The organism is Streptomyces sp. NRRL WC-3618 (assembly GCF_001280005.1).
Classification (GTDB): domain Bacteria; phylum Actinomycetota; class Actinomycetes; order Streptomycetales; family Streptomycetaceae; genus Streptomyces.
Map to the genome: position 1 here is coordinate 1 of NZ_LGDW01000172.1, position 3,716 is coordinate 3,716.

Annotated in this window: 3 protein-coding genes; 2 read left to right on the top strand and 1 reads right to left on the bottom strand. The window is 71.9% G+C overall.

Features of this window, described 5'->3' with window-relative positions:
• Positions 1-231: 231 nt before the first annotated feature.
• Positions 232-1,581, bottom strand: coding sequence for a GDSL-type esterase/lipase family protein (locus tag ADL01_RS17885; protein WP_053743009.1), 1,350 nt, complete (start codon positions 1,579-1,581; stop codon positions 232-234).
• Between the two features lie 204 nt (positions 1,582-1,785).
• On the opposite strand from ADL01_RS17885, the gene ADL01_RS17890 reads away from it, so the two are divergent.
• Positions 1,786-3,183 carry a DUF445 domain-containing protein gene (locus ADL01_RS17890; RefSeq protein ID WP_420719725.1) on the top strand — a complete coding sequence of 466 codons (1,398 nt, stop codon included), beginning with the start codon at positions 1,786-1,788 and terminating at the stop codon, positions 3,181-3,183.
• A 99-nt stretch (positions 3,184-3,282) separates the two neighbouring features.
• Positions 3,283-3,716, top strand: a 434-nt coding sequence (locus ADL01_RS17895; RefSeq protein ID WP_053743011.1) for a hypothetical protein, incomplete at its 3' end; no start/stop codon positions are given.

Below are 3,716 nucleotides of genomic sequence, written 5' to 3' on the forward strand. Positions count from 1 at the left end.
GTGCCGCCCCTGGCGGCACGCATGCCCGCAGCTAGGTGGACGCCCCTCCAGGAGCGCGGGGAGCCGCGCGCGAAGCCCCACCGGCCCGGCGTTTCAGGGCCGCGGGGAGCGTCGCGCCAGGCTCCCACCGGCCCGGCGTTTCAGGGGCGCGGGGAACTGCGCGACGAGCCCCCACCGGGCCGCACCCGCAAGCGCACCCGCCCCCCGGGCACCCGCAAATGCACCCACCCCTCAAAGCCGCGCCGGCGCACCCCCCCTCAGCTCCGCCAGGTCGAACACCTCCGCCATCCGCGCATACCCCTTGTCGCTCGGATGCAAGTGATCCGGGGAGTTGTAGCCCGGCCGGAACCGTCGAGGGTTCTGCGGATCCCGCAACGCCTTGTCGAAGTCGACATACGCGTCGTACACCCGCCCCGCCCGAATCGCCGCGTTCACAGACTGCCGCAGCCCCTCCGTGGTCGCCGAGAACCCGTGGAACCCGCCGAACGGCATCAGCGTCGCCCCCACCACCCGCAGCCCCCGCCCGTGCGCCCGGGCCACCAGCTCACGCAGCCCGGCGACGATCGCGGACGCCTTCACGGTCCTGGGGTCGCGGGCGCGCAGGATGTCGTTGACGCCCAGGTCGACGACGACGACCTTGACGTTCGCACGGTCGAGGGCGTCCCGTCCGAACCGTGCCAGCGCGCTCGCGTTGGGCGCCGGAGTGCCGGGGCCGCCCGGCAGCAGGACGCGGTTGCCGCCGATGCCCTGGTTGACGACGCTGTAGTGGGGCACGTCCGCGCCCGCCTCCGCCGCCGCGTGGAGCCGGTCGGCGAGGACGTCGGGCCAGCGGCTGTTGGTGCCCACGGTGGACGTGGTGCCGGCGGTGAGGGAGTCGCCGATGACGACGACCGTGCCGGTGGCCTGCTTGCTGAAGACGTCCAGGGCGGTGACGTACCGCCATGCCTCGATCTGTTCGGTGTAGGCCTCGGCGCAGGTGTCCTCGGTGCGGTCGCCGAGCGCGGCGTACGACATCTGCCGGGCGTGCGGATGGTAGGTGACCGGGCCGGACGGGATCGCGGAGTACGTCGTCACGAGAACGTCGCTGTCGCGCGGCACAACGACCCGTACCGCGTCGCTGACGATCTGCTGCCCGGCCGGGATGGTCACCGAGGGGCTGCCGCCGAAGGTGAGCCGGCGCATCGTCCCGGGGTCGGCGGCGGCGCTGTTGTCGGTGGCGGCGACGGCAATCGAGGCGTGGGCGATGGTCAGGGGCCGCGTGCCGTAGAGGTTGGAGAGCGTGGCGCGGGCACTCGTACCGCCGACCGTGGTGTGCACGACGTTGCGCAGGGAGCGGCCGGCCAGGCCCTGGACCGCGGTGCCGGGTTCGCCGTTGACCGGGGAGGCGGACCAGGTGCCGACCCAGGTACCGGCGGACGCGGGGGCGACGGCGCTGCCCGAGTCGCCGCGGCTGCGGTTGACGGACTCGGCGTGCGGGGCGGTGCCGTCGTCGAGGGTCGCCCCGACGTATATGGCGGTGGAAACGGCCACGACGAGCGTGAGTATCGCGGCGAACAAGCCATAACCGTGACGCCTGGTCATGGGGTGTGTGACTCCTCGTACGGCGGGGGAGCGTGGGGCTCCGGTGGGCTGCGCCCATGATGCGGGATGGGCCTGCGGGGCTCGGCCGAACCGGTCGGACCAACCCCCTCCGGATATACGTGGGGAACTCCTGTTCCGTTCCGGGAGTAGGTCAAGAAGGGACAATGTGTGAGGGATCACTGAACGGTGGAGCGAATGCGGCGCATGAGAACGGGATCGGACGACGGCGGGCCCGGAGGGACAGACGTGCCTGAAGCGACAACTGGAGGGACTGGAGGGACCGGAGGGACAACCAGAGGGACTGGAGAGAAGACTGGAGGGGGTGTGGCCGGTCGCGCCATGAACTCCTTCGGGCCCGCCGACGAGGAGCGCATGCGCGGGGTGCGCCGGATGAAGCTCACCGCGACCGGGCTGCTGGCCTTCGTCGCCGTCGTGTACATCCTCGCCAAGTGGGCCGGTGAGCAGGGCGCCGGCGCCTGGACGGCGTATGTCGCGGCGGCGGCCGAGGCGGGCATGGTCGGTGCGATGGCCGACTGGTTCGCGGTCACCGCCCTCTTCCGCCATCCGCTCGGCCTGCCCATTCCGCACACGGCGATCATCCCCACCAAGAAGGACCAACTCGGCGTCTCCCTCGGGGAGTTCGTCGGTGAGAACTTCCTCTCCCAGGACGTCGTACGCCAGCGCCTGCGCGCGGTCGGCATCGGCAGCCGCCTCGGTGCGTGGCTGGCCGAGCCGGAGCACGCGGACCGTGTCACGGCGGAGCTGTCGGCGGCCCTGCGCGGCGCGCTCACCGTGCTGCGCGACTCGGACGTCCAGGCGGTCGTCGGCGAGGCCATCACCCGGCGCGCCGACGCCCAGGAGATCGCGCCCGGCATCGGCAAGTTGCTGGAGAAGGTCGTCGTCGACGGCGGCCACCGGAGGGCCGTCGACCTGATCTGCGTACGCGCGCACGACTGGCTCGTCCTGCACGAGGCGGAGGTCCTGGGAGCCGTGCATGGCGGCGCGCCCGGCTGGACGCCCAAGTTCGTCGACAAGAAGGTCGGTGAGCGCGTCTACAAGGAGCTTCTGCGCTTCGTCACCGAGATGCGTGACGCCCCCTCCCACCCGGCGCGCGGCGCCCTGGACCGCTTCCTCACCGACTTCGCCTCCGACCTCCAGTCCGACACGGACACGCGCGCGCGTGTCGAGCGGCTGAAGACCGAGGTGCTGGGGCGCGGCGAGGTCCAGGACCTGATCGCGTCCGCCTGGACGGCCGTACGTTCGATGATCGTCTCGGCGGCGGAGGACGAGCGCAGCGAACTGCGGCTGCGCGTACGGGCGTCGCTGCTGTCGCTGGGGTCGCGGATGTCGGTCGACTCAGGGGTGCAGGACAAGGTGGACGGCTGGGTCGAGGGCGCGGCGGTGTACGTCGTGACGACCTATCAGGGCGAGATCACGTCCCTGATCACGGACACGGTCGCGGGCTGGGACGCCGAGCACACGACGCGGAAGATCGAGGCGCACATCGGCCGTGACCTGCAGTTCATTCGTATCAACGGCACGGTGGTCGGCTCGCTGGCGGGGCTGCTCATCTATGTGGTGTCGCGGGCGGTCGGGGTGTAGCCGGGCGCGGAGTACGCGATGGAGAACCCGTACGTGAGTACCCGTACCTGAGTACGCGTACTCTGTCGGACCGTCTCACGGCAGGTGACCCTCGTACGTATGACCGAGATAACGGGGAACGGCACCACCGGGAAGCTGCTCGGGCCGCTGCGGACGCGTCCCTGGGCCGAGCGCTGGCTGACCCGCGCATTCGGCGCCGCGGTCGCTGCGGCGTCGTACGTCGTCTGCGTCCCCTGGGACTTGCGCAACCGGGCGGAGAGCGCGGGCGCCACACACGAGACGACCCCGGTGACGGGTGTCGGGGTCGCCGCCCTGGGCGTCCTGCTGCTGCTCCTGGCCGCCTACTTCGGCCACCGTGACAACCGGGGCTGGCCGCTGCTCCTGATCGCGGCCCCGCCGGCGGCCCTCATGTACGTCTCCCTGCGCACCCACCCCGGCCGGCCCGACGGCTTCGCCAGCGCCTGGCCCCTGACCTGGGCCTTCTTCACGCTGGTGATCGCGGCGGGGGTGCTGGTGGCGGCGGGGGTGGGGCG

Excerpts from the sequence above, each read along its gene's own strand:
- ADL01_RS17890 (WP_420719725.1), top strand. The coding sequence starts at position 1,786 with ATGAGAACGGGATCGGACGACGGCGGGCCCGGAGGGACAGACGTGCCT.
- ADL01_RS17885 (WP_053743009.1), bottom strand. The coding sequence starts at position 1,581 with ATGACCAGGCGTCACGGTTATGGCTTGTTCGCCGCGATACTCACGCTC.